The following is a 22,300-nucleotide window of genomic DNA, read 5'->3' on the forward strand; positions in this document are numbered from 1 at the left end:
CATGCGCGAGACGGTCAACATCGCGCTCTCCAAGGGCAGGATCCTGGAGGAGGGGCTCCCGCTCCTCGCGAGGGCCGGGGTGGTCCCGGTCGAGGACCCGCTCACGAGCCGCCGCCTCGTGCTCGAGACCAACCGCCCGGGCGTGAAGATCACGGTGATCCGCGCCCAGGACGTGCCGACCTACGTGCAGTTCGGCGCGGCCGACCTTGGCGTGGCCGGCAAGGACGTGCTCATGGAGTACGACGGGGACGGCCTGTGCGAGCTGCTCGATCTCGGGATTGCGCGCTGCAAGCTGATGGTGGCCGAGCCGGCGAGCCTCGCGTCGCACGACGACCCCCGCGCGTGGACGCGCCTGCGCATCGCGACGAAGTACCCGAGGACGACGCGGCGCCACTTTGCGGCCAAGGGTATCCAGACGGACATCATCAAGCTGTACGGTTCCATGGAGCTCGCGCCGCTGGTGGGGCTGTCCGACCGGATCGTGGACCTCGTCAGCACCGGTAAGACGCTCAGGGCGAACGGTCTCGTCGAGGTCGAGCATATCGCCGACATCAGCGCCTGGCTGGTCGCGAACCGCGCGGCGCTCAAGATGAAGCGCGCAGCCATGAAGGACGTCATCGACCGCCTGCAGGAGGCGGTGGGACACAACGCGTGACGATGTCCGTCTCCATCCGTCGGCTCGACTCGCGTGCGGCCGATTTCGCCGCGCAGTTCGAGGGCGTGCTGGACCGCGGCCTGGCCGAAGACCCGGCGATCGCCGCCGCGGTCGCGGGCATCATCGCCGACGTCCGCCGACGCGGGGACGCGGCGCTCCTCGACTACACGCGGCGTTTCGACCGCTATCCGGTCGGGGACGCCGACGCGCTGCGCGTGCCACGCGAGCGGCTGATCGAGGCCGAGCGGGCCATCCCGGCCGAAAGCCGCGATGCGCTCCGGGTCGCGGCGGGACGCGTGCGCGCTTACCACGAACGCCAGCGCGTCGACTCGTGGCAGTACACCGATGCCGACGGCACGCTGCTCGGCCAGCAGGTCACCCCGCTCGACCGTGTCGGACTCTACGTGCCCGGGGGTCGCGCCGCCTACCCGTCGTCCGTCCTGATGAACGCGATTCCGGCGAAAGTGGCCGGCGTGCCCGAGCTGGTGATGACCGTTCCCGCGCCGGCCGGCGAATTGAACGAGATGGTGCTCGCGGCCGCCGCCATCGCGGGGATCGACCGCGTCTACACCGTCGGCGGCGCGCAGGCGGTCGCCGCGCTCGCGTACGGGACGGCGACGGTCCCCCGGGTGGACAAGATCGTCGGTCCGGGAAACGCCTATGTCGCGCAGGCGAAGCGCCAGGTGTACGGTCAGGTCGACATCGACATGATCGCGGGTCCCTCCGAGGTCGTCGTGCTGTGCGACGGCCGCACGGATCCGGAGTGGGTCGCGATGGATCTCTTCTCGCAGGCCGAGCACGACGAGGACGCGCAGGCGATCCTTATCAGTCTCGATCCGGATTTCACCACGCGGGTGGGCGAGGCGATCGAGCGGCTTCTGCCCGGGATGGAGCGCGCGCCGATCATACGTGCCGCGCTCGAGCGCCGAGGCGCGCTCGTCACGGCGCGCGACCTCGACGAAGCCGTCTCGCTGATCAACCGCGTCGCGCCCGAACACCTCGAGCTCTCCGTCGAGAACCCGCTCGAGATCGCGCCGCGCGTCCGCCATGCGGGCGCGATCTTCCTCGGCCGGCACACCGCCGAAGTCGTCGGCGACTACTGCGCCGGCCCGAATCACGTGCTGCCGACCTCGGGCACCGCGCGGTTCTCGTCGCCCCTCGGCGTCTACGACTTCCAGAAGCGCACGAGCCTCATCATGTGCTCGCCGGACACGGCCGATCGCCTGGGGCGCACCGCATCCGTGCTCGCGCGCGGCGAAGGGCTCATCGCCCATGCCCGCTCGGCGGAGCTTCGAATCAAGAAATCGTGAAGCCGCTCGTAAACGCGGGTGCTTCCGCGTTCGTCCGGCGGTTCCCTGCTCGATGAGCGATATCCGTAAAAAGGTCGACGCGCTGGTGCGGCCGGAGATCCGGTCGCTCTCGGCCTACCACGTGCCCGACGCCTCCGGCCTCGTCAAGCTCGACGCGATGGAGAACCCGTACGCGTGGCCGGCGGAGCTGAAGGCGGGCTGGCTCGACGCCCTGGGGCGCGTCCCGGTCAACCGCTACCCGGATCCCGGTGCGCGGGCGCTCAAGGAACAGCTGCGATCCGCGCTCGGGGTGCCGGAGGGCGCCGGGCTCCTGCTCGGCAACGGGTCGGACGAGCTGATCCAGATCCTGCTTCTCGCGCTCGCGCGCCCCGGTGCGTGCGCGCTGGCGCCGGAGCCGACGTTCGTGATGTACCGGATGATCGCGACGCTGGTCGGCATGCCGTTCGTGGGCGTGCCCCTGCGGGAGGATTTCGCGCTCGACCGCGCGGCGATGCGGAAGGCCATCGCGGCCCATCGTCCGGCGGTCGTGTTCCTGGCGTACCCGAACAACCCGACGGGTAATCTTTTCGATCGCGCGGACGTCGAGGCCGTGCTCGCGGAGAGCCCGGGCCTCGTCGTCGTCGACGAGGCGTATCACGCCTTCGCGGGCGACTCGTTAATGGCAGGGCTCGGTTCCAGCGACAGGCTGCTCGTCATGCGCACGCTTTCGAAGCAGGGACTCGCCGGCTTGCGGCTCGGCGTGCTGGCCGGTCCCGGCGCCTGGCTGGAGGAACTCGACAAGGTGCGCCTGCCCTACAACATCAACAGCCTGACCCAGGCGAGCGCGGCGTTCGCTGTTGCGCACGCCGCGGCGTTCGAGGCGCAATGCGCCCGCATACGTGCCGACCGCGAGCGCCTCTACGGCGAGCTGACGAAGCTTGCCGGCGTCCGCGCCTGGCCGAGCCGGGCGAACTTCATTCTGTTCAGGGTGGAGTCGCGACCGGCCGACGAGGTGTTCGCGCGCCTGCGCCGGGCCGGCGTGCTGGTGAAGAACCTGAACGCCGCCGGCGGCCCGCTGGCGGGCTGCCTGCGCGTCACGGTCGGGACACCGGAGGAGAACGACGCGTTCATCGCGGCGCTGAAGGACGCCCTCTGACCGGTTCTTGTGCTAACATCCCGTCACTAACGGACTTTTCGGCCTCCCCGTGCCGCGCCAAGCGACCGTCAACCGCGAGACCCAGGAGACCCGGATCGGCGTCACCGTCGATCTGGACGGGAAGGGCGCGTCCCGGCTGCAGACCGGGCTCCCTTTTCTCGATCACATGCTCGACCAGGTCGCCCGTCACGGGCTGATCGATCTCGCCGTCGAGGCGAAGGGTGATCTGCACGTCGACGCGCACCACACGGTGGAAGACATCGGCATCACCCTGGGACAGGCGCTGGCCAGGGCGGTCGGGGACAAGAAGGGCATTCGCCGCTACGGTCACGCTTACGTCCCGCTCGACGAGGCATTGTCGCGCGTCGTGGTCGATCTCTCCGGGCGTCCCGGCCTCGAGTACCACGTCGAGTTTCCGCGCGCGCGGATACACGACTTCGACGTGGACCTCGTGCACGAGTTCTTCCAGGGGTTCGTCAACCACGCGCAGGCGACGCTGCACGTCGACTGCCTGCGCGGGCGTAACGCGCATCACGTGGCCGAGACCGTCTTCAAGGCGTTCGGGCGCGCCCTGCGCATGGCGCTCGAGCCCGACACCCGTCTGGGCGAGGTGGTCCCGTCCACGAAAGGGAGCCTTTGAAAGGGGCGAGAGGCGGGAGCCTGTTTGACTGCCGGCGAGGTCCCCGTATTTCGCGTCTCTGATTCCCGATGACATCCGTCGCGGTAATTGACTACGGCATGGGGAACCTCCGCTCCGTGTGCAAGGCGATCGAGCACGTCGCGCCGCGCGCTCGCGTGATGCTGACGCACGACGCGCAGACCCTGCGCGCGGCAGATCGCGTCGTGTTCCCGGGGCAGGGCGCGATCGGCGGCTGTGTGGCGGCGCTCGCGGCCAGCGGGATGCGCGAGGCGCTGCGCGACGCCCTCGCCCACAAGCCGTTCCTCGGCATCTGCCTCGGCCTGCAGGCGCTCTACGAGCACAGCGAGGAAGGGGGCGGCACCGCGGGGCTCGGCGTGCTATCCGGCCGCGTTCGCCGTTTTCCGGCCGGCGCTCGAGACGCGGGCGCGCCGCTGAAGATCCCGCACATGGGCTGGAACGAGGTGCATCAGGTCCGGCCCCATCCGCTGTGGGAAGGCATCCCGGCGGACTCGCGCTTCTACTTCGTCCACAGCTACTACGCCGATTCCGACGATCCCGGCTGCGTGACCGGCTCGACCGAGTACGGGCTGCGGTTTACCTCGGCGGCCGGCCGTGACAATATCTTTGCCGTGCAGTTCCATCCCGAAAAGAGTCAGCACGCCGGCCTTCGTTTGATCGCCAACTTCGTCGCCTGGGACGGGCGGGTCTGAGCCGGGGGGAAGACGGCGCGTCGCCACGGTCGGTTCGACAAGAAGAAACCCGGTATCGCTCTCGCATGTCGCTGCTTCTCATCCCCGCCATCGACCTGAAGGACGGCAAGTGCGTGCGCCTGCGCCAGGGGCGCATGGACCAGGAGACCGTGTTCAGCGATGACCCGGTGGCCACCGCCAAGCGCTGGGTCGAGGCCGGGGCCCGCCGGCTGCACGTCGTCGACCTGAACGGCGCGCACGCGGGCCGGCCGGTCAACGCGGACGCCATCGCCGCCATCGTCGAGGCGTTTCCCGAGGTACCCGTGCAGGTCGGCGGCGGGATTCGCGACGAGGAGACGATCCAGACCTACCTCGACAGCGGGGTACGCTGGGTCATTCTCGGCACCAAGGCCGTGAACGCGCCGCACTTCGTGGGCGACGTCTGCGCCGAATTTCCGGGACACATCATCGTAGGGCTCGACGCCAGGGACGGAAAAGTGGCGATCGACGGGTGGTCCAAGCTTTCGGGCCACGATGTGGTCGACCTCGCGCGCCGCTACCAGAACGACGGGGTGGAGGCCATCATCTATACCGACATCGGACGCGACGGCATGATGACCGGGGTGAACATCGAGGCGACCGTGCGGCTCGCCAACCACATCTCGATTCCCGTGATCGCCTCGGGTGGCATCACCAACCTCGACGACATCCGCCGCCTGTGCGAGGTCATGGACGCCGGGATCGTCGGCGCCGTCACCGGCCGTGCGCTCTACGAGGGCACGCTCGATCTGAAGGAAGCCCAGAAGCTCGCCGACGAGCTGGCCAGGTAGGGCAAGGTTGAATGTTGAATTGTGAATGTTGAATTGAGGTTGCGCGCTTCGCGCGCTCATCCATTCGACATTCAGCATTCAAAATTCAGAAATTCAGTCCCCCAATGGGTCTCGCAAAGCGCATCATTCCCTGCCTGGACGTCGACAACGGTCGGGTCGTGAAGGGCGTCAAGTTCGTCGAGATTCGCGACGCGGGCGATCCCGTCGAGATCGCACGGCGCTACGACGAGCAGGGCGCGGACGAGCTCACCTTCCTCGACATCACCGCGAGCTCGGACGGCCGGGAGACCATGGTGCACGTGGTCGAACGCATCGCCGAGCAGGTATTCATCCCGCTGACCGTCGGGGGCGGCATCCGTACGGTCGAGGACGTGCGGCGGATGCTGAACGCGGGGGCCGACAAGGTCTCGATCAACACGGCGGCGGTGCAGAATCCCGATCTGGTGAAGAGCGCGGCGGATCACTTCGGCGCGCAGGCGATCGTCGTCGCGGTCGACGCCAAGCAGGTGCAGGCCGGCGCGCGGCCGCGCTGGGAGGTTTTCACCCACGGCGGCCGACGCGCGACGGGCCTCGACGCCGTCGAGTGGGCCGCGCGCATGGCCGCGTACGGCGCGGGCGAGATTCTCCTGACGAGCATGGACCGCGACGGCACGCGCGACGGCTTCGATCTCGGGGTCACGCGCGCCGTCTGCGAGGCGGTCGGCGTGCCCGTCATCGCCTCCGGCGGGGTCGGGAATCTCGATCACCTGGTCGAGGGCGTGCTCGAGGGCCGGGCGGATGCGGTCCTCGCCGCGAGCATCTTTCACTTCGGCGAATATACGGTGGCGCAGGCCAAGCGGCGCATGGCGGAGTGCGGCATCGAAGTCCGTATCTAGGAAAACGTCGAGCGGCCCTGCGCCCGGGTCGCAAAAAGCGGCCCTGGATCGTTCCTGTTATCATTCTTGCCGGTTCCCTGGCGTCCCGGCGGTTAAAACCCGACATGTCCCAGCCAGCCTGGCTCGATGCGATCAAGTGGAATGCCGACGGTCTCGTGCCTGCGATCGCGCAGGACCACGCGAGCGGAGAGGTGCTCATGCTCGCGTGGATGAACCGCGACGCGCTGGCCGCGACGGTGGCCGAGGGGCGCGCGGTCTACTGGTCGCGTTCGCGCGGCAAGCTGTGGCGCAAGGGCGAGGAGTCGGGCCACGTGCAGGTCGTGAAGGACGTGCGGCTCGACTGCGACAACGACGCGATCCTGCTGCGCGTGGAGCAGGAGGGCGGGATCGCCTGCCACACGGGGCGCCGCCGCTGTTTCTTCCAGTCGCTCGAGAACGGTGTCTGGCGCGAGACCGAGGCGCCGGTCCGCAGTGCGGCGGACATCTACGGGCGCCGGCCCGCCTCGGACTGAACCGTGTCCGACATCCTCAACCGTCTCGCGGCCGTGCTCGAGGAGCGCCGCAATGCCGACCCGAAGACATCCTACGTCGCCGCGCTCTACGCGAAGGGTCTCGACGCCATACTGAAGAAGATCGGCGAGGAGGCCACCGAAACGGTCATCGCCGCCAAGGGCGGCGATCAGCGGCAGGTCGTGTACGAGCTCGCGGATCTGTGGTTTCACACGCTCGTGCTCCTTGCCGAGCAGGGGTTGAAGCCCGATGATATTCTCGCGGAATTGGAGAGGCGCTTCGGCCTTTCCGGGATCGAGGAAAAGGCGGCGCGCCCGCGCCGCGACTAGCGGGCCGGCGTTTCCCGGCGACATCCACGCGTTTACGACAGGAGAGCGGTCATGGGCATTGGCATGTGGGAACTCCTGATCATCCTGGCCATCGTGCTGGTGATCTTCGGTGCCAAGAAGCTGCGCAATCTGGGCGGCGATCTCGGCGGCGCCATCAAGAACTTCAAGCAGGCGGTGAAGGAGGGCGAGAGCGAAGGCGGAGAGGAACAGCGCCCGGGGGACAAGCCGAAGATATCGGAGAAGGGCGGCCGGGTGATCGACGCCGAGGTGGTGTCGAACAAGAAGCACCAGGCCTGAGCTCACGACGGTCGTGATCCGGGACGATGTTCGACATCGGCTTCTCCGAGCTGGTCCTCATCGCGCTGCTTGCGCTGCTCGTCCTCGGGCCCAAGCGCCTGCCGGAAGTGGCGCGCACCGCCGGCCGCTGGCTCGGGCGGCTGCGGCGCTTCATGACCGACGTCAAGCAGGATTTTGACCGCGAGCTGCGCGGCACCGAGCTGGAGGAGTTGCGCAAGCTCAAGCAGGAGCTGAACGAGACCCGCCGGATCATGGAGGAGTCGTCGAGCCAGCTCTACCGCAACATCAGTGACGGCGTCGATGCGGGCGCCACGACGACGCCTCCTGCCGCGACGACGCCCACGCCGGGCGTCACCGAGACGCCCGCCATCGAGGCGCCTTCGTCCTCCCCGGAATCCGAAGCCGCGGTTTCAGAGGCGCCCGCGCCGCCCGCCCGCCGTCGCACCGGCGCGAAGAAGAATGGCCCAGCCCGACGAACCAAGCGCTGAAGGCAGCTTCCTCTCGCACCTGATCGAGCTGCGCAACCGGCTGCTCCGCGCGGTCGTCGCGGTCGGCATCGTTTTCGCTGCCCTCGTGCCGTTCGCGAACCAGGTCTACGAGTTCCTGGCCGACCCGCTACTGGACGTCCTGCCGAGCGGCACCAGCATGATCGCGACCGAGGTCGCCTCACCGTTCCTGACGCCGATCAAGCTGACGTTTCTCGCGGCGATCGTGGTCGCCGTGCCCTACCTGCTCTACCAGCTCTGGGCCTTCGTCGCCCCGGGGCTCTACCGTCACGAACGGCGCCTCGTGATGCCGCTGCTCCTTTCGAGCACCGTCCTCTTCTATGCCGGCATGGCCTTCGCCTACTTCGTGGTGTTTCCGGTCGTGTTCACGTTCTTCGTCGGGACGGCACCGAAGGGTGTCGCCGTGATGACCGATATCCGGTCCTATCTCGACTTCGTGTTCACGATGTTCTTCGCTTTCGGCATCGCGTTCGAGGTTCCGGTTGCGCTCGTGCTGCTGGCGAAGATGGGCGTGGTGGATCCCGAATCGCTCGCGAAAAAGCGTCCCTATGTCGTGCTGGGCATCTTCGTCATCGCGGCGTTCCTCACGCCGCCCGACATTTTCTCGCAGACGTTCCTCGCGGTACCGATGCTGATCCTCTTCGAGGTCGGTCTGTTCATTGCGCGGCGCCTGCGCCCGAGCGAGGAGCCCGAGGGCGAATCGGGCGGGAGCGGACACCGTGAGATGACGGAAGCGGAAATGGACGCCGAGCTCGACCGGCACGAGCAGGCGTTGAACGGCACCGACGGCAAGCGCGGGGAATAATCGCCCGCGCACTGCGGTCTATACGTGATGACCGCGCGCGTCTGGAAAACCCTCTTCGTTGTCGGGCTCCTCTTCGCTGCGGCGGAGGCCGGCGCCGCCGGCGATCGGCTCGCGAATCACCCCTCTCCCTACCTCGCCATGCACGCGGGCGATCCGGTCGCGTGGCGCGAATGGGGCCCGGCCGCGGTCGGCGAGGCACGGCGCGAGCAGAAGCTGCTCTTCGTTTCGGTCGGGTACTTCTCCTGCCACTGGTGCCACGTGATGCAGCGTGAAAGCTACCGCGACCCGGGCATCGCCGCCTTCCTCAACAGTCACTTCGTCCCCGTGAAGGTCGACCGCGAGCTGGAGCCCGCGCTCGACGCCGAGCTGATCCGGTTCGCGGAGGCGACGCGCGGGAGCAGCGGGTGGCCGCTCAACGTGTTCGTCACGCCCGACGGCCACCCGGTGTACGCGCTGCTGTACGCGCCGCCGGCGGAGTTTCGCGCGGCCATCACCGAGCTCCAGGCGCTCTGGACCCGGGATCGCGCCCGGTTGGGCCGGCTCGCCGAAGAGGCGGCCAGGGTTCCGCCGACGACCGCCCAGGTCGTGAAGCGGGACGCCACGAGCCTCGCCGACATGATCGTGGCCGGCGCGCTCTCGATCGCCGATCCCATACACGGCGGGTTCGGTGACCAGAGCAAGTTTCCGTCGGTGCCGCCGCTCGACTTTCTCCTGGCCCGCCAGGCCGCGAAGCCCGAGGGGCGGGTCGGCGCTTTTCTCGGGCTCACTCTCGACGAAATGGCGAGGAACGGCCTCCAGGATCACGTCGGCGGCGGGTTTTTCCGTTATGCCGTCGACCCCGGCTGGAACACGCCGCACTTCGAGAAGATGCTGTACGACAACGCGCTTCTCGCGCGGCTGTACCTCCGGGCGGCGCGCGTGCTCGACCGGCCGGATTTTGCGCGCGTCGCCCGGCGCACGCTCGACTTTCTCGTCCGCGACATGCGCGCGGCCGACGGTGCTTTCATCGCCTCGCTCTCCGCGCTCGACGAAAAGGGAGTGGAGGGTGGCTATTATCTCTGGCGGCCGGAGGAGCTCGAGCGTCTGGTGCCGGCACGTGACCGCGAGGTATTGCGATTGGCCCACGGGATGACGGACGCGCCACCGTTCGATGCCGGTTGGCTCCCGGTCGGCGGGCTCTCCGACGACGAGATCGCCGCCCGGCTCGAGCGGCCGGTCGCCGACGTGCGCGCCGCGCGCGAGCGCGCCCTCGGGATCCTTGCGCGGGCGCGCGGCGGCCGCGGCCTTCCGCGCGACACGAAGCGCCTTGCCGGCTGGAACGGCCTCGCGCTCGCCACCTACGCCGAGGCCGCCCGCACCCTGGGCGACGCGCGCTATCGCGGGATCGCGCGCGGCGTGCGCGACTATCTCGCGGGGACATTGTGGGACGGCGCAAGGCTGCACCGCTCGGTCGCCGCGGGGCGTGCCCTGGGCGCCGCGGCGCTCGAGGATTACGCCTACGTCGCCCAGGGGCTGCTCGAATGGGCGCGCTTGACCGGCCGGAAGGCGGATTACGCGCTGGCCGGCGACGTCGCCCGCAGCGCGTGGCGGCGATTCGACGGACCGCACGGATGGCGGCTCGCCGAGGAGATGCTGTTGCGCGTGAGAGAAGGCGTGCCGCTGATCCCGGACGGAGCCCTGCCTTCGCCCGCCGCCGTGCTCGTCGACGTCTCCCTCGCGCTGTCCGCGCGCACGGGAGACGGCGAGCTGCGCCGGCGGGCCGTGAGCGCGCTCGATCGCGGCCGGTCGGAGCTCGCCGAGGATCCCTTCTGGCATGCCACACACGTCAGCGTGCTGAACGCACGCGGTGACGAGCTTCGAATGATCAGTGACAAGTAGTCGCTAAGGGTGCGCGGCGCGCCCGGTCACTTTCAACTTGTCGCTGGTTTGTTCAGCTCGCGCCCGCCGCCGGCGGGCGCTCGATGGCCGTCGCCTCGAGCGTCAGCGTCCTCCCCTCACGCACGATTCCGATCCGCACGCGGCTGCCGGGTTCGCGGCCGGAGATCGCAAGCAGCGCCTGACGCGCGTCCGCGATCTCGCGCCCGTCGATGGTGCGTATCACATCGCCCGGCTGGATGCCCGCGCGGTGCGCCGGCCCGTTGCGTACCACCGCCACGACGACCACGCCGGCCGTGGACTCCAGTCCGAGCGCCTCGGCCACGTCGGGCCGCAGCGGTTGCGCCTCGATCCCGAGCCAGCCGCGCAACGGCCGGCCATGCCGGATGATCTGATCGAGCACGTTCTGCGCGATGCTCGTCGGAATCGCGAAACCGACGCCCTGGTAGCCCCCGCTCTTCGAGAAGATCGCGGTATTGATGCCGATCAGGTTGCCCTCGACGTCCACGAGCGCCCCGCCGGAATTGCCGGGGTTGATGGCAGCATCGGTCTGGATGAAGTTCTCGAAGGTGCTGATGCCGAGCCGGCTGCGGCCGGTCGCGCTCACGATGCCCATGGTCACCGTCTGTCCGACCCCGAACGGATTACCGATTGCCAGCACCACGTCGCCTACCCGCAGCTTCTCCGAGTGGCCCACGGAAATCACGGGCAGCGGCTTGAGGTCGATCTTCAGCACGGCGAGATCGGTGTCGGGGTCGCTGCCGACGACCCTGGCGCTCACGGTACGGCCGTCCTGCAGGGAGACCTGGATCGCGTCCGCGCCGCGGATGACATGGTAGTTGGTGAGGACGTAGCCCTCCGGGCTCGTGATGACTCCCGAGCCGAGGCTGCGTTCCACTCGCTGTCCGGGACCGAGGAGATCACGATTGTCCCGGCCGAAAAATTCCCGGAACAGCGGATCGTCGAAGAACGGGTGCGGCCGCACCGCGACGACCTTGGCGGTATTGATGTTCACCACGGCGGCCGAAGCCCGCTCGACGGCCGCGGCATAGGAAGGCGTGCCGCCAGCGAGGGGCCCCGCCGGCGATACCGCAGGCTTCGGCGCGTCGACGATGGCGGGTGCAGGCGGACGGAGGAGCTCGGGACGAACGAGGATCACCACGAACGCGATGGCGAGGCCGAGCACAGCGGCCTGGGCCAGCACCTTGATCCAGAGACGAGCGCGCGCCATTACTTTTTTTAGAGCATGTTTAAGCTTTTGCGGTGAAAACAGGCGTGCGCGAGCCCGTTGACGCGCGTTTCGCTTGACTGAAGCAGGGCCTTATACGATCCTATGCCGCGCTTTTCAAGCCCAGAAGCATTCACCGATACATCCAAGTCCTTGGTTCTCGAACCAAATTCCGTCCTTTTTGGGTTTATCCACGTCGTTTATACATTCGGGGGATTTCATGAGCGATGAGGGTGTGGATCCGCGCCGGCGGCGTCTGCTGGCGATTACCACGGGTCTCGGTCTGATAGGCACCGCGTTTACCGCGACGCCCTTCATCCTCAGCATGACGCCGAGCGCGCGGGCCAAAGCGGCGGGCGCGCCGGTCGAGGTCGACATCAGCCGCATCGAGCCGGGCCAGCTCATCACCGTGGAGTGGCGCGGCAAGCCGGTCTGGATCCTGAAGCGTACGCCCGAGATGCTCGCCTCGCTCAAGCAGGTCGAGCCTCTGCTCGCAGACCCCGCTTCCCGGGTCGCCGACCAGCAGCCGAGGTACGCGCAGAACGATGTGCGATCGATCAAGCCGGACCTCCTCGTCCTGGTCGGCATTTGCACGCATCTCGGCTGCTCGCCCGACAAGCGCCTCGCCGCCGGCCCGGCCTCGGGCCTCGGGGACGACTGGCTGGGCGGTTTCTTCTGCCCCTGCCACGGGTCCAAGTTCGATCTCGCCGGACGCGTCTACCAGAACGTCCCCGCGCCCACCAATCTGATCGTGCCGCCGCACAGCTTCCTGAGCGACAACCGCATCCTGATCGGCGTGGATCAGAAAGGAGCCGCGTAATGGCCAAGACCGCAGCCAAGCCGGCGGCCAAGCCGGACACCGTCTGGGGGCGGTTCATCGACTGGCTCGATGAGCGCTACCCCATGACCGAGACGTGGGAGTACCACCTCTCGAAGTACTACGCGCCGAAAAACTTCAACTTCTGGTACTACTTCGGATCGCTCGCGATCCTCGTGCTGGTGATCCAGCTCCTCACCGGCATCTTCCTGACGATGCACTACAAGCCCGACGTGAACCTCGCGTTCGCCTCGGTCGAGTACATCATGCGGGACGTCGACTGGGGCTGGCTGATCCGGTACATGCACTCGACCGGCGCCTCGATGTTCTTCGTCGTCGTCTACCTGCACATGTTCCGGGGCTTCCTCTACGGCTCCTACCGCGGGCCGCGCGAGCTGCTCTGGATCATCGGCGTGGTCATCTTCATCGCGCTGATGGCCGAGGCGTTCATGGGCTACCTGCTGCCCTGGGGCAACATGTCGTACTGGGGCGCGCAGGTGATCATCTCGCTCTTCGACGCGATCCCCTGGGTCGGCCCGCCGCTCGCCGAGTGGATTCGGGGCGACTTCGTGGTCTCGGACGCGACGCTCAACCGCTTCTTCGCCCTGCACGTGATCGCGGTGCCGCTCGTGCTGGTGGCGCTGGTGTTCGTCCACATCGTCGCGCTGCACCAGGTGGGCTCGAACAACCCGGACGGGGTCGAGATCAAGAAGAAGAAGGACGCGAACGGCATCCCGCTCGACGGCATCCCGTTCCACCCGTACTACACGGTCAAGGACATCGTGGGCGCGACCGTGTTCCTCATGGTCTTCGCAGCGATCATGTTCTTCGCGCCCGAGCTCGGCGGCTGGTTCCTCGAGCACGACAACTTCGTGCCGGCGAACATCCTGCAGACGCCGACCGAGATCAAGCCGCTGTGGTACTTCACGCCGTTCTACTCGATCCTGCGCGCGACCACGCACGACCTCGTGGTGTACGGCCTGACGCCCCTCGTGTTCGCGATGGCGGCGCTCACCGTGTACAGCGTCCGTGGGACGCTGGCCCGGCTCGCCACGCTGGCGCTGGCCGCGGTCCTCCTGATCGGCTTCTTCACCCTCGACGCCAAGGTCTGGGGCGTGGTGCTGATGGGCCTTTCGCTCGTCTTCTTCTTCTTCCTGCCGTGGCTCGACCGCTCGCCGGTCAAGTCGATCCGCTACCGGGGCGGGATGTACAAGACGGCCCTCGCCGTATTCGTCGTCGCGTTCGTGGTGCTCGGGTGGCTCGGCACACAGCCGGCGTCGGGCGCGAAGGTCGTACTGGCCCAAGTCGGAACGGTGATTTACTTCCTCTTCTTCCTGCTCATGCCCTGGTACACGACGTTCGACAAGACCAAACCGGTTCCGGAGAGGGTGACGTGGAAATGAGAAAGCTCTTCTGCCTGCTCGCGCTCCTCGCAGCCCCGGCGGCGGTGCACGCCGCCGCGGAACACGCGCACCTCGACCCGGTCAAGGTCGACCTCGACGATCAGCCCTCGCTGCAGCGCGGGGCGCGGATCTTCGTGAACTACTGCCTGTCCTGCCACTCCGCGGCCTATATGCGCTACAACCGCATGGGCAATGACCTCGGCATTTCCGAAGAGCTCGTCAAGGAAAACCTTTTGTTCGCCGCGGACAAGGTCGGCGACCTCATGAAGGCGGTCATGCCCAAGGAGGACGCGAAGGACTGGTTCGGCACGCCGCCTCCCGATCTGACTCTGGTCGCTCGCAACCGGGGGCCGGAGTGGATCTACACCTACATGCGCAGCTTCTACCGCGACGCGCAGTCTCCGAACGGTTGGAACAACATCGTGTTCGCCAACGTCGCCATGCCCCACGTGCTCTACGAATGGCAGGGGCAGCAGCGTCCGGTTTTCCGGACGGAGAAGCAGACGGTTCACGCGGAAGAGGACGGAAAGCGGGTGGAGCGCGTCGTCGAGAGGCAGGTTTTCGACAAGTTCGAGATCGAGACGCCCGGCACCATGAGCGTCGCGGAGTACGACCGGGCGATGCGTGACCTGACCAACTTCCTCGTGTACCTTGGCGAGCCGGCCAAGCTCGAGCGCTACGATATCGGGGTTTACGTGCTCATCTTCCTCGCGGTCTTTCTGGTGTTCGCGTACCTGCTGAAGAAAGAGTACTGGAAGGACGTGCATTGAGGACGCCGGACCGCCGCCGCGGCGCCGGAACGAGCGGAGCAGAAGAAGGATAAGGAATGGCGACGCCAGCCACGCGCAAGCCGATCATGACGCTGTACGCCGGAACGACCGACCCGTACAGCCATCGCACGCGCATCGTGCTTTACGAGAAGGACGTCGAGTGCCAGGTCGTCGACGTCGAACCGGGCAAGAAGCCCCGCGAGCTGGCGGAGCTCAACCCGTACAACCAGGTTCCGACCATGGTCGATCGGGACCTGGTGCTGTACGAATCGAACATCATCAACGAGTACCTGGACGAACGTCTGCCGCATCCGCCCCTGATGCCGGTCGACCCCGTATCCCGCGCGCGCGCACGCCTCATGCTCGTGCGATTCGATCGGGACTGGTACAACCTTCTCTCCGAGATCAGCGACGGCGACAAGAAGTCGGCTCAGCGCGCCCGTACGGTCATTCGGGACGGGCTCTCCGTCATTTCTCCGGTCTTCAAGGACCAGCAGTTCGTAATGGGCGAGGAGTTCACCCTCGTGGATTGCGCACTCGCGCCGCTGCTGTGGCGGCTGGACTACCTCGGTATCCAGCTCCCGCGGCAGGCCAAGCCCATCATGGACTACGCCGAGCGCCTTTTCGCGCGCAAGGCGTTCAAGCTCAGTCTCTCCGAGCCCGAGAAGGAGATGCGCAAGGGTTGAGCGGGACGGCCGGCGGGTGCATCCTGTCGCCATGACGCCGCTCAAGCTCTATCTCCTGCGGGCCGTTTACGACTGGAGCGTGGAGCAGGGTTGCACGCCGCACGTCATCGTCGATGCCAAGGGCGCCGGGGTGCAGGTGCCCCCAGCCTATGTGCACGACGGTCAGATCGTCCTCAACATTCATCCGCGCGCGGTGGGGCGTTTCGAGCTGACCGAGCGCGCGCTGTCGTTTTCGGCGCGGTTCGGCGGCCGCCCGTTCGACGTGGAGGCGCCGCTCGCGGCGATCCGCGCGGTGTACGCGAAGGAGAACGGTCAGGGCATCGCGTTTCCCGAGTCGGAGGAACCCGGGCCGCCCGAGCCGGAACACGCGGCCGAAAGCCGGCCCCGTCCGGTGCTCAAGCGCGTGAAATAGCGGGCGGGTACGTCTCGTGATCCGGGTCCTGCGAGCGGACATCACCACGCTTCCGGTCGACGCCATCGTGAATGCCGCGAATACCACGTTGCTCGGCGGCGGCGGCGTCGATGGCGCGATACACCGCGCCGCCGGCCCGGAACTGAAAGCCTACTGCGCGGAGCTGGGCGGTTGTCCGACCGGCGAGGCGCGAATCACGCCCGGTTTCCGATTGCCCGCGAAGTGGGTCATCCATGCGGTCGGACCCGTCTGGCACGGCGGCGGGCGCGAGGAAGCCACGCTGCTGGCAAGCTGCTACCGCAACGCGCTCGAGCTCGCCGCGGCGCACGGCGCACGAACGATCGCCTTCCCCTCGATCAGCACCGGCGCCTACGGGTATCCCAAGGACGAGGCCGCACGCATCGCCGTTTCCGTGATGCGCGTCTACGAGGGGCGGTTCGACGAGATCATCGCCTGCTGCTTCAGCGAGGCGGACAAACGGCTCTACGAGGATACGCTGGAGATCGGACCGCCGTAGACACCGCCCCGCGCCGCAACTTCATCGTGCACCTTCCGTGCGCTCGTCGTTCGCGTCACGGATACGGCGCGTCAGATCGCTCGTCGAGCGCTCGAAACGAAACGGGATAGAGTGCACCTTTCCGCCGTACGCGCGCACGAGCTCGTTCCCGACAATGCGATCGACCGGCCAGTCGCCGCCTTTGACGAGATGATCCGGTCGCACCAGCTCGACCAGGGCAAGGGGTGTATCCTCGTCGAACGGCACCACGAGCGAGACACTCTCGAGCGCAGCCAGCACCGCCATCCGGTCGTCGAGGGGATTGAAGGGGCGGCCGTCACCCTTGCCGAGTCGGCGCACGGAGGCGTCGGTGTTGACGCCCACCACCAGCGCCGCGCCGAGCGCCCGCGCCTCCTCGAGATAGGCGACGTGGCCGCGGTGCAGGATATCGAAACAACCGTTGGTGAAGACGAGCGGGCGGCGCAGGGACGCGAGGCGTGCGCGCAGCGCATCGCGGTCGCGCACGATCTTCGCGCCGGTCCGGGTCAATCGAGGTACTCGAAGAGCTTGACCACTCGAGCCACGCCACCCGTCGAACGGGCGGCGTCGGTCGCGAGCTGCGCCTCCTGTTGCGTGACCAGCCCGAGCAGGTAAACCGACTTGTTCTCGGTCACGACCTTGACTCGCATGGAGTCGAGCGATTCGGTGTTGATCAGCTTGGTCTTCACCTTGGTCGTGAGCCAGGTGTCGTGGCTGCGCGCCCCGAGCCCGGACGGGGGCGCGACGCGGATTTCGTTGATCGTGCGCCGGATGCCGGCCACGTCTCGCACTTTGGCGAGTACCCGTTCGCGCGCGTCGTCGGTCGCCGCCTCGCCCGTGAGCAGCACGATTCCGTTCATGCTGGTGATGTTGACGTGCGTGTCGCGACGCAGATCCTCGTCGCTCCGGATGGCGGAAGCCGCCTTGACTTCAATGGTCTGATCGTCGACGAAGGCGCCAACCGTTCGCCGGTCGTGCGCCGCGACCGCCGCGGTGCCCGCGCCGGCGACGACGGCCGGGGCGCAGCCCTGGACCGCGACGACCACGGGCAGCAGCAGGAACAGGAGTGCTCGCATGGCGTTCTTCCTCATGTCTGACCGAGAAGCTGATGGTCGATGAGGTCGCACAGGCAATGGATGACGATCCCGTGCACCTCCTGAATGCGGGCCGTGCTCGGCCCCGGCACGCAGATGTTCACGTCGTCGTTGCGCAGCAGCGCGGAAAGCGGTCCGCCGTCGCGGCCGTTGAGCGCGATGCAGGTCATGCCTCGCTCGTGGGCCGCCTCGACCGCGCGCAGCACGTTCGGCGAGTGACCCGACGTCGTGATGCCGACGAGCACGTCGCCCGCCTGCCCGAGGGCGCGCACCTGCTTGGAAAACGTGGACGCGAAATCGTAGTCGTTCGCGATCGAGGTGAGCGTGGAAGTGTCGGTGGTGAGCGAGACAGCCGGCAGTCCGGGGCGCTCGCGCTCGAAGCGGTTGAGGAGCTCCGCCGAGAAGTGCTGCGCGTCGGCCGCCGAGCCGCCGTTGCCGCATATCAGGATTTTGCGGTCGGCGAGCAGCGCCGCCGCCAACCGCTCCGCGGCGGCCGCCACCACGGGCGCGAGCAGCTCCACCGCATTGCGTGCGGTCAGGATGCTTTCCTCGAAATGGTTTCTGACCCTCGCGATGAGAGTCCGGTCAGGTGCCTGCGCGCCGTTGCCCATGTGTTGTGTTGGAATCAGAACGCGTCCCGCAGCCACTGCACGGCGTCGCCTTCGCGGCCCCGGGTGATCGCTACGATATCAAAACGACACGGCTTCTTGGAGGCCCGCGGGTGCTGCTGCAGGTAGTGCTCCGCGGTGGCCCGCAGGCGGGAGCGCTTGCGCGCGTCGACGGTCTCGGCCGGAAGACCGAAATCCTGGCGCGCGCGGAAGCGGACCTCGACGAATACCGTCGTCGCGCCGTCCTGCATCACCAGATCGATCTCGCCGAACGGACTCCGGTAGTTGCGCCCGAGCAAGGTGAGCCCGGCGCGTTCGAGATGACGGGCGGCGAGGGCCTCCGCCGCCGCACCGTCTCGCTGGCCCGTGGAAGCGGCGATGGCGCGCTCCTCAGGGCCTGTCAATGAGGCGAGGGACGCCGCTGCGGAAACGCGCCCAGCTGAGCTGGCGATGCAGTCGGCCGTCCCGGTCCAGGGAAAGCCCGCTCGTCACGCCGGCGAACCGGGCGGCGTGTTCGGCGCTGATGCGCTCCAGGTGCGGGAGTATCGCGTAGCTGTCCATGCCGAGCGCGTAGAGCCGGTCGAGATCCGTATGGACGTGCGGCCAGTCCCCCTGCAGCCGGTTGCGCAGCTCGGCGATGCGACCCGCCTGCGCCAGCATCCAGGGCATGTCGCCGAACTGCACTCCATCGAGATCCACGTCGTGCACCGGATCCGCCTTCCCGGTGTAGATGTGCGACGTGGCGTACACCGGCAGGCCGCCGGCGCGGAAGTAGTTCAGCTGCGGCTTGATCAACCGCCCGTGACGCGCGTCGGCGGCGAGGAAGATGCACTCGACGTCCTGCCGCGGCCGCGGATCGAACTGGAGCCGCTGCCCGAGTTTCTTCTCGACCGCACTCTTGCGCGCCTCGCTCTCGGGTATGTTGAGCAGCCGCTTTACCGGCTCGGAGTAATCGCCGTTGCGCTCCGCATAAGACTGGCTCGCGACCGCGAGCGCGCCGAGGCGCTGCCAATGCGTCATGAAGGCGTTCATCATCCGCTCGCCCCAGGCGCCCTCCGGGTAGAGCACCGCCGCGTGCCGGCAACCGTCCAGGTACGCGCGCTCGGCCGCCTGGCGCGCCTCCTGCTCGGGCGGCAGGCCGAACTGGTAGAGGCGCGCGGGCCCGGGAGGATGCTCCTCGGTATGCGAAAGCAGCAGCGTCGGGACCGCGAGACCGCTCGCGCGGATCACCGCGTCGGTTGCCTCGCGCCCGAGCGGCCCGACGACGATCTGAGCGCCCTCGCGCACGGCGCGCTCGTATACCTGCGGCGCAAGCGCCGGATCCGGGCCGAGGTCGTAGATCGTAACCTTCGGACGGCCGGACTCCGGCGCGGCGGCGTGCATCGCGAGAAAGCCGTCGCGCACGGCCTCGGCCGCAATCCGGTAATCGGAGGTGATCGGCAGGAGCAGGGCGATGCGTTCGATGCGCCCGACAAGCGCCGGGGCGCCGGCCGTGAGCGTTTCGAGGAGGGCGGCTCCCGCCGGATGAGCGGGGTACAACCGCCGCCATTCGTTGAGCGCCTGACCGAGAGCCACCGTGTTGCCGACGTGATCGTGCGCCGCGAGCGCGAGATCGAGCCAGCCGGCGAGCACCGCGTCGCTCGCGAGGTAGCGCTCCGACCGGATCTGCTCGCGCGGCGCCTGTTCCAGGATCCGCCAGAGCCGCGTCTGGTTCTCCGCGACCGTCTCCGCACCGGCGACGTATTGCTCGCGCACGATCAACTCCCGCACCGCGCCGAACGGGTTGCCGAGCGCGAGTTCGGCCTGGGCGCGCGCCTCGTGTATCTCCGAGAGCAGCGCCGGGCTCAGGTTGCGCAGCTTGGCCGCCTCGTCCAGGCGCTTGAGGGCGGTCTGGTGTTCCCCCTCGACGACCGCGAGCCGGGCCTCGAGCACGTGCTTGCGGGCCAGGAGCGCAGGGTCGAGGCCGCGCAGGTCGATCGCGGCGAGGCGCGCGCGTACCTGTCCGTACTGCCCACCCTTGAGCAGCGCCTCCATGGACTGCAGCAGGTAGCGCTGTTTCTCCGGCGGTGTCGCGTCTTCGGCAAGGCGCTCGTACTCGCGTGCGGCGACCACGTATTCGCCGGTGGTTTCCGCCTGTGCGGCCGACTCCGCGCTCGCGGGCTCCGTCCGCGGCGGAAGCGAAGGCGGCGAAACCGGAATGGTTTCGCAGGCGACCAGGAAACCGAAGAGAACCAGGACGCCGAGACGCAGGACCCGCGGAAGGCCCGTGCTATGATCGCCGGCGGTCTCGGTCGGGTGATACGGGGGCATGGGTGTCAAACCTCAGCGCGGGGTTGTATGTGGTGGCGACGCCGATCGGGAACCTCGAGGACCTGACGCCGCGCGCGCTGCGCATCCTCGCCCAGGTCGACCTGATCGCCGCCGAGGACACGCGACACAGCGCGAAGCTCCTTCACCACTACGCGATTCGCACCCCGACCCTGAGTCTGCACGAGCACAACGAGCGCGAGCAGTTGCAAAGCCTGATCGAGGAGTTGCGTGCGGGTAAGTCTATCGCACTGATCAGCGATGCCGGTACCCCCCTCGTCAGCGACCCGGGTTTTCACCTCGTTCGTGCGGCGCGCGAGGCCGGCCTGCGGGTCGTCCCGGTGCCCGGACCGTGCGCAGCGATTGCGGCGCTCTCGACCGCAGGGCTGCCGACCGACCGTTTCGTCTTCGAAGGTTTTCCGCCCGCTCGTGCCCAGGCCCGCCGCGCCGCCTTCGAGGCGGTCGCGACCGAGCCGCGTACGCTCGTCTATTACGAGAGCGCACACCGTATCGTCGACTCGCTCGCCGACATGGCGGCCGTCTTCGGCGCGGAGCGGCGCGCGGTGGTGGCGCGCGAGCTGACCAAGACGTTCGAGACGTTCCATGGCGACACCCTCGCGGCGTTGCACGCGCGCATCGCGAGCGATGCAAACGAGCAGCGCGGGGAGTTCGTCGTGCTGGTGCACGGCGCCGAGCCGAGGCCGGCGGGCGCGCTCGAGCGCGAGCGCTTGCTCAGGGTGTTGTTGGAAGAGCTCTCCGTAAAGCAGGCGGCGGCCCTCGCGGCGAAAATCACCGGGGCGCCGCGCAATGAACTCTACCGCCAGGCCCTGGCGCTCGCCGAGTCACTGCCCGATCGGCGTCGCTGATTGCGCGGCCGGCGGCCGCCCGAATCGGTATAATGTCGCCCGGAGTCGGCCAGACAGCCGCCCCGCTTGCGCGGGGAGGAAAGTCCGGGCTCCACAGGGCAGGGTGCCAGGTAACGCCTGGGCGGCGCGAGCCGACGGAAAGTGCCACAGAAAACATACCGCCTACGTCCGCAAGGACCGGCAAGGGTGAAAAGGTGCGGTAAGAGCGCACCGCGTTCCTGGTAACAGGGACGGCACGGCAAACCCCACCCGGAGCAAGGCCGAATAGGGGGGCGATGGCGCGGCCCGCGCCGCTCCCGGGTAGGCCGCCAGAGGTGCGCGGCGACGTGCATCCCAGATGAATGGCTGTCCTCGACAGAACCCGGCTTACCGGCCGACTCCACCAATTTCCTTTAAGTTGATTTCTTAATTTTCTGTTTTTCCACGCTTTGTGTCGTGGTTTGATCGCCGGATAACCCCCGCTTTTCCCCTCATCTTTCGTCCGTTTCTCCATCCGGCCGTCCGTCGGCCAAAGACGCTCGCTAAGACTCTGTGCTCAAAGAAAAAACGTAATGCCTCCGTCCAGCTTTTCCTTGACACCCTCTGCGCACGGTCACTATAGTGTCTTGAAGTGGGAAATTGTGGAAGATTGTGTCTCAAAGCGGGAGAAAGCGGGAATAAATGTTCCGCGGTGTCAACAGCTTGCATCTCGACGCGAAAGGGCGTCTGGCGATACCGACTCGCTATCGCGAGGCGCTTACTCGCCATTGCAACGGTCAAATGGTGATCACGGTCGATCGGGATCACTGCCTGTTGCTGTATCCGCTGCCCGACTGGGAAGAGATCGAACGCAAGCTGGTGAAGCTCCCGAGCTTCAACAAGCACGCGCGCCGGTTGCAGCGCCTGCTCATGGGCCACGCGACCGAGTGCGAGCTCGATTCCGCCGGCCGGATACTCATTCCGCCGCCGCTGCGGGAGTTTGCCGGCCTGAACAGGGAAGTCGTGATGATCGGACAGGGCAACAAGTTCGAGATCTGGAACGAGGAGGCGTGGAACACGCAGCGCGCGCAATGGCTGGCGGAACAGGGCGAGGACGGGGAGCTGCCTGCCGACCTCGAGTCGCTGTCCCTCTAGGGGCG

27 protein-coding genes and 1 other RNA gene are annotated in these 22,300 nt (G+C 67.7%); 22 read left to right on the forward strand and 6 right to left on the reverse strand.

Translation table 11 applies throughout. From position 1 onward, the window contains the following. Position 1 precedes the first annotated feature (1 nt). The 13 genes from hisG (at position 2) to SVA_RS03290 (ending at position 10,459) form a co-directional block, all read left to right on the forward strand. On the forward strand, positions 2 to 655 hold the full coding sequence (gene hisG, locus SVA_RS03230) for an ATP phosphoribosyltransferase (RefSeq protein ID WP_096458742.1): 654 nt from the start codon (positions 2 to 4) through the stop codon (positions 653 to 655). 2 nt (positions 656 to 657) lie between these two features. Beyond that, positions 658 to 1,965: a histidinol dehydrogenase gene (gene hisD, locus SVA_RS03235; RefSeq protein WP_096458745.1), complete on the forward strand. Its 1,308-nt coding sequence runs from the start codon at positions 658 to 660 to the stop codon at positions 1,963 to 1,965. Positions 1,966 to 2,017: 52 nt separating this feature from the next. After that, the gene (hisC, locus tag SVA_RS03240; protein WP_096458749.1) at positions 2,018 to 3,100 is read left to right on the forward strand and encodes a histidinol-phosphate transaminase; all 1,083 of its coding nucleotides are present in this window, start codon (positions 2,018 to 2,020) and stop codon (positions 3,098 to 3,100) included. Between the two features lie 49 nt (positions 3,101 to 3,149). Then, positions 3,150 to 3,740, forward strand: coding sequence for an imidazoleglycerol-phosphate dehydratase HisB (gene hisB, locus SVA_RS03245; protein ID WP_096458752.1), 591 nt, complete (start codon positions 3,150 to 3,152; stop codon positions 3,738 to 3,740). Positions 3,741 to 3,808: 68 nt separating this feature from the next. Next, positions 3,809 to 4,450, forward strand: coding sequence for an imidazole glycerol phosphate synthase subunit HisH (gene hisH, locus SVA_RS03250; protein ID WP_096458755.1), 642 nt, complete (start codon positions 3,809 to 3,811; stop codon positions 4,448 to 4,450). Positions 4,451 to 4,521: 71 nt separating this feature from the next. Further along, positions 4,522 to 5,259 carry a 1-(5-phosphoribosyl)-5-[(5-phosphoribosylamino)methylideneamino]imidazole-4-carboxamide isomerase gene (gene hisA, locus SVA_RS03255; RefSeq protein WP_096462804.1) on the forward strand — a complete coding sequence of 246 codons (738 nt, stop codon included), beginning with the start codon at positions 4,522 to 4,524 and terminating at the stop codon, positions 5,257 to 5,259. A gap of 32 nt (positions 5,260 to 5,291) precedes the next feature. Then, positions 5,292 to 6,134 carry an imidazole glycerol phosphate synthase subunit HisF gene (hisF, locus tag SVA_RS03260; protein ID WP_338056772.1) on the forward strand — a complete coding sequence of 281 codons (843 nt, stop codon included), beginning with the start codon at positions 5,292 to 5,294 and terminating at the stop codon, positions 6,132 to 6,134. A gap of 104 nt (positions 6,135 to 6,238) precedes the next feature. After that, complete coding sequence (gene hisI / locus SVA_RS03265) at positions 6,239 to 6,646, forward strand: phosphoribosyl-AMP cyclohydrolase (protein WP_096458761.1); 408 nt, start codon at positions 6,239 to 6,241, stop codon at positions 6,644 to 6,646. Between the two features lie 3 nt (positions 6,647 to 6,649). Further along, positions 6,650 to 6,973, forward strand: coding sequence for a phosphoribosyl-ATP diphosphatase (locus SVA_RS03270; protein WP_096458764.1), 324 nt, complete (start codon positions 6,650 to 6,652; stop codon positions 6,971 to 6,973). Positions 6,974 to 7,024: 51 nt separating this feature from the next. After that, positions 7,025 to 7,270: a twin-arginine translocase TatA/TatE family subunit gene (tatA, locus tag SVA_RS03275; protein WP_096458767.1), complete on the forward strand. Its 246-nt coding sequence runs from the start codon at positions 7,025 to 7,027 to the stop codon at positions 7,268 to 7,270. 26 nt (positions 7,271 to 7,296) lie between these two features. Next, entirely contained in the window at positions 7,297 to 7,758 is a 462-nt protein-coding gene (gene tatB, locus SVA_RS19910; protein WP_096458770.1) for a Sec-independent protein translocase protein TatB, read from the forward strand. Further along, a complete protein-coding gene (gene tatC / locus SVA_RS03285; protein ID WP_096458773.1) occupies positions 7,730 to 8,581 on the forward strand; it encodes a twin-arginine translocase subunit TatC in 852 nt (283 codons plus the stop codon). The genes tatB and tatC overlap by 29 nt, the downstream gene beginning before the upstream one ends. A gap of 27 nt (positions 8,582 to 8,608) precedes the next feature. Next, positions 8,609 to 10,459: a thioredoxin domain-containing protein gene (locus tag SVA_RS03290; RefSeq protein ID WP_096458776.1), complete on the forward strand. Its 1,851-nt coding sequence runs from the start codon at positions 8,609 to 8,611 to the stop codon at positions 10,457 to 10,459. A gap of 52 nt (positions 10,460 to 10,511) precedes the next feature. Here SVA_RS03290 and SVA_RS03295 read toward each other — a convergent pair whose 3' ends face one another. Further along, on the reverse strand, positions 10,512 to 11,687 hold the full coding sequence (locus SVA_RS03295; protein ID WP_096458779.1) for a Do family serine endopeptidase: 1,176 nt from the start codon (positions 11,685 to 11,687) through the stop codon (positions 10,512 to 10,514). A gap of 217 nt (positions 11,688 to 11,904) precedes the next feature. On the opposite strand from SVA_RS03295, the gene petA reads away from it, so the two are divergent. The 6 genes from petA (at position 11,905) to SVA_RS03325 (ending at position 16,289) form a co-directional block, all read left to right on the forward strand. Then, positions 11,905 to 12,504 carry a ubiquinol-cytochrome c reductase iron-sulfur subunit gene (gene petA / locus SVA_RS03300; RefSeq protein WP_096458784.1) on the forward strand — a complete coding sequence of 200 codons (600 nt, stop codon included), beginning with the start codon at positions 11,905 to 11,907 and terminating at the stop codon, positions 12,502 to 12,504. Then, positions 12,504 to 13,904 (forward strand): cytochrome b, encoded by a 1,401-nt coding sequence (locus SVA_RS03305; RefSeq protein WP_096458787.1) that lies wholly within the window; start codon positions 12,504 to 12,506, stop codon positions 13,902 to 13,904. Before petA ends, SVA_RS03305 begins: the two co-directional genes overlap by 1 nt. Next, a complete protein-coding gene (locus SVA_RS03310) occupies positions 13,901 to 14,674 on the forward strand; it encodes a cytochrome c1 (protein ID WP_096458790.1) in 774 nt (257 codons plus the stop codon). Before SVA_RS03305 ends, SVA_RS03310 begins: the two co-directional genes overlap by 4 nt. An 83-nt stretch (positions 14,675 to 14,757) precedes the next feature. Beyond that, positions 14,758 to 15,360 (forward strand): glutathione S-transferase N-terminal domain-containing protein, encoded by a 603-nt coding sequence (locus SVA_RS03315; protein ID WP_096462805.1) that lies wholly within the window; start codon positions 14,758 to 14,760, stop codon positions 15,358 to 15,360. A 16-nt stretch (positions 15,361 to 15,376) separates the two neighbouring features. Then, positions 15,377 to 15,772 (forward strand): ClpXP protease specificity-enhancing factor, encoded by a 396-nt coding sequence (locus tag SVA_RS03320; protein WP_197703348.1) that lies wholly within the window; start codon positions 15,377 to 15,379, stop codon positions 15,770 to 15,772. A gap of 16 nt (positions 15,773 to 15,788) precedes the next feature. After that, positions 15,789 to 16,289 (forward strand): O-acetyl-ADP-ribose deacetylase, encoded by a 501-nt coding sequence (locus tag SVA_RS03325; RefSeq protein ID WP_096458796.1) that lies wholly within the window; start codon positions 15,789 to 15,791, stop codon positions 16,287 to 16,289. Between the two features lie 21 nt (positions 16,290 to 16,310). Here the strand turns inward: SVA_RS03325 and rfaE2 are convergent, their stop codons facing one another. Genes rfaE2 through SVA_RS03350 form a run of 5 tightly spaced genes read right to left on the reverse strand, consistent with a single transcriptional unit; the run spans position 16,311 to position 20,319 of the window. Beyond that, positions 16,311 to 16,817: a D-glycero-beta-D-manno-heptose 1-phosphate adenylyltransferase gene (gene rfaE2, locus SVA_RS03330; protein WP_096458799.1), complete on the reverse strand. Its 507-nt coding sequence runs from the start codon at positions 16,815 to 16,817 to the stop codon at positions 16,311 to 16,313. Next, the gene (locus SVA_RS03335; RefSeq protein ID WP_096458801.1) at positions 16,814 to 17,383 is read right to left on the reverse strand and encodes a BON domain-containing protein; all 570 of its coding nucleotides are present in this window, start codon (positions 17,381 to 17,383) and stop codon (positions 16,814 to 16,816) included. Before SVA_RS03335 ends, rfaE2 begins: the two co-directional genes overlap by 4 nt. An 11-nt stretch (positions 17,384 to 17,394) precedes the next feature. Continuing rightward, complete coding sequence (locus tag SVA_RS03340; RefSeq protein ID WP_096458803.1) at positions 17,395 to 18,012, reverse strand: phosphoheptose isomerase; 618 nt, start codon at positions 18,010 to 18,012, stop codon at positions 17,395 to 17,397. A gap of 14 nt (positions 18,013 to 18,026) precedes the next feature. Then, positions 18,027 to 18,413 (reverse strand): YraN family protein, encoded by a 387-nt coding sequence (locus SVA_RS03345; RefSeq protein ID WP_197703349.1) that lies wholly within the window; start codon positions 18,411 to 18,413, stop codon positions 18,027 to 18,029. Further along, positions 18,400 to 20,319 (reverse strand): penicillin-binding protein activator, encoded by a 1,920-nt coding sequence (locus tag SVA_RS03350; protein ID WP_096458806.1) that lies wholly within the window; start codon positions 20,317 to 20,319, stop codon positions 18,400 to 18,402. Before SVA_RS03350 ends, SVA_RS03345 begins: the two co-directional genes overlap by 14 nt. 2 nt (positions 20,320 to 20,321) lie before the next feature. Between SVA_RS03350 and rsmI the strand changes: the two genes are divergently transcribed. The 3 genes from rsmI to mraZ all read left to right on the forward strand — a co-directional run bounded on the left by rsmI (position 20,322) and on the right by mraZ (position 22,295). Beyond that, on the forward strand, positions 20,322 to 21,182 hold the full coding sequence (gene rsmI, locus SVA_RS03355) for a 16S rRNA (cytidine(1402)-2'-O)-methyltransferase (RefSeq protein WP_096458809.1): 861 nt from the start codon (positions 20,322 to 20,324) through the stop codon (positions 21,180 to 21,182). Between the two features lie 41 nt (positions 21,183 to 21,223). Beyond that, positions 21,224 to 21,567, forward strand: an RNA gene (gene rnpB / locus SVA_RS03360) — RNase P RNA component class A. 275 nt (positions 21,568 to 21,842) lie between these two features. After that, on the forward strand, positions 21,843 to 22,295 hold the full coding sequence (gene mraZ / locus SVA_RS03365) for a division/cell wall cluster transcriptional repressor MraZ (RefSeq protein WP_096458811.1): 453 nt from the start codon (positions 21,843 to 21,845) through the stop codon (positions 22,293 to 22,295). Positions 22,296 to 22,300 lie beyond the last annotated feature (5 nt).

It is taken from the genome of Sulfurifustis variabilis (genome assembly GCF_002355415.1).
Classification (GTDB): domain Bacteria; phylum Pseudomonadota; class Gammaproteobacteria; order Acidiferrobacterales; family Sulfurifustaceae; genus Sulfurifustis; species Sulfurifustis variabilis.

Excerpts from the sequence above, each read along its gene's own strand:
- SVA_RS03295 (WP_096458779.1), bottom strand. The coding sequence starts at position 11,687 with ATGGCGCGCGCTCGTCTCTGGATCAAGGTGCTGGCCCAGGCCGCTGTG.
- petA (WP_096458784.1), top strand. The coding sequence starts at position 11,905 with ATGAGCGATGAGGGTGTGGATCCGCGCCGGCGGCGTCTGCTGGCGATT.
- hisD (WP_096458745.1), top strand. The coding sequence starts at position 658 with ATGTCCGTCTCCATCCGTCGGCTCGACTCGCGTGCGGCCGATTTCGCC.
- tatC (WP_096458773.1), top strand. The coding sequence starts at position 7,730 with ATGGCCCAGCCCGACGAACCAAGCGCTGAAGGCAGCTTCCTCTCGCAC.
- mraZ (WP_096458811.1), top strand. The coding sequence starts at position 21,843 with ATGTTCCGCGGTGTCAACAGCTTGCATCTCGACGCGAAAGGGCGTCTG.
- tatB (WP_096458770.1), top strand. The coding sequence starts at position 7,297 with ATGTTCGACATCGGCTTCTCCGAGCTGGTCCTCATCGCGCTGCTTGCG.
- hisI (WP_096458761.1), top strand. The coding sequence starts at position 6,239 with ATGTCCCAGCCAGCCTGGCTCGATGCGATCAAGTGGAATGCCGACGGT.
- tatA (WP_096458767.1), top strand. The coding sequence starts at position 7,025 with ATGGGCATTGGCATGTGGGAACTCCTGATCATCCTGGCCATCGTGCTG.
- SVA_RS03290 (WP_096458776.1), top strand. The coding sequence starts at position 8,609 with ATGACCGCGCGCGTCTGGAAAACCCTCTTCGTTGTCGGGCTCCTCTTC.
- SVA_RS03305 (WP_096458787.1), top strand. The coding sequence starts at position 12,504 with ATGGCCAAGACCGCAGCCAAGCCGGCGGCCAAGCCGGACACCGTCTGG.
- hisC (WP_096458749.1), top strand. The coding sequence starts at position 2,018 with ATGAGCGATATCCGTAAAAAGGTCGACGCGCTGGTGCGGCCGGAGATC.
- SVA_RS03335 (WP_096458801.1), bottom strand. The coding sequence starts at position 17,383 with ATGCGAGCACTCCTGTTCCTGCTGCTGCCCGTGGTCGTCGCGGTCCAG.
- hisG (WP_096458742.1), top strand. The coding sequence starts at position 2 with ATGCGCGAGACGGTCAACATCGCGCTCTCCAAGGGCAGGATCCTGGAG.
- SVA_RS03350 (WP_096458806.1), bottom strand. The coding sequence starts at position 20,319 with ATGCCCCCGTATCACCCGACCGAGACCGCCGGCGATCATAGCACGGGC.
- SVA_RS03340 (WP_096458803.1), bottom strand. The coding sequence starts at position 18,012 with ATGGGCAACGGCGCGCAGGCACCTGACCGGACTCTCATCGCGAGGGTC.
- SVA_RS03310 (WP_096458790.1), top strand. The coding sequence starts at position 13,901 with ATGAGAAAGCTCTTCTGCCTGCTCGCGCTCCTCGCAGCCCCGGCGGCG.
- hisH (WP_096458755.1), top strand. The coding sequence starts at position 3,809 with ATGACATCCGTCGCGGTAATTGACTACGGCATGGGGAACCTCCGCTCC.